The organism is Bacteroidetes bacterium SB0662_bin_6, assembly GCA_009839485.1.
Taxonomy (GTDB): domain Bacteria; phylum Bacteroidota; class Rhodothermia; order Rhodothermales; family VXPQ01; genus VXPQ01.
Genome location: VXPQ01000016.1, coordinates 14,273 through 15,417 on the forward strand (window position 1 = coordinate 14,273; position 1,145 = coordinate 15,417).

At 58.4% G+C, this 1,145-nt stretch carries 1 pseudogene (cut by a window edge); it reads left to right on the top strand.

The features are described from left to right. Nucleotides 1-1,145 (top strand): annotated as a pseudogene (locus F4Y00_02350) (hypothetical protein) (it extends 57 nt beyond the left edge of the window).

Genomic DNA, 1,145 nt, shown 5'->3' on the forward strand with positions numbered 1-1,145 from the left:
GTCAGGCTGTGGGATGTGGCTACGGGATCCAATATCAGAACGTTCAGGGGGCATAGGAATTCGGTCCGTTCGGTGGCCTTTTCGCCCGATGGCAGTATCGTGGCGTCCGCGTCCTATGACAGAACCGTCCGGCTATGGGATGTGGCTGCGGGAGACAGCGCCAGAACGCTCTCGGGGCATGGGGATTGGGTCTTTTCGGTAGCCTTTTCGCCCGATAGCAGTACCGTGGCGTCCGCGTCCTATGACGGGACTGTCAGGCTGTGGGATGTGGCTACGGGATCCAATATCAGAACGTTCAGGGGGCATACGCATTCGGTCCGTTCGGTAGCCTTTTCACCCGATGGCAGTAAGCTGGTCTCGGGAAGCCGTGACAGAACCGTCCGGCTGTGGGATGTGGCTACGGGAGACAACACCGCAACGCTCTCGAAGCATGAGTATGGGGTCACTTCCGTAGTTTTTTCGCCCGATGGCGTCATTATGGCATCTGCGTCCGAAGACAACACCGTCAGGTTGTGGGATGTGGTTACGGGATTCAACATCGCAACCCTCGTGGGGCATAGGTATGGGGTCAGTTCGGTAGCCTTTTCGCCCGATGGCAGTATGCTGGCTTCGTCAGGCGATGACAAAACTGTCGTGCTGTGGGATGTGGCTACGGGGGCCAATATCAGAACGTTCAGGGGGCATGGATCCGGGGTCAATTCGGTGGTCTTTTCGCCCGATGGAAACATGCTGGTTTCGGGAGGCGATGACGGAACCGTCCGGCTGTGGGATGTGGCTACAGGATCCGACACCGCAACGCTCTCGGGGCATACCAGGAGGGTCAATTCGGTGGTCTTTTCGCCTGATGGAAACACGCTGGCTTCGGGAGGCGATTACAATACCGTCGGGCTGTGGGATGTCGCTACGGGGGCCAAGATCAGCACGTTCAGGGGGCATGCGTCCGGGGTCCATTCGGTAGCCTTTTCGCCTGATGGCGGTACCGTGGCGTCCGCGTCCTATGACAGAACCGTCAGGTTGTGGGATGTGGATTCAGGGAGCCTCACCTCTGCGTTTGGATCCGGTATCATACCTCTCTCGGTGGTGTATTCACCTGATGGAAGTATGCTGGCCTCGGGAGGCAATGACCATACCGTCAGGCTGTGGGA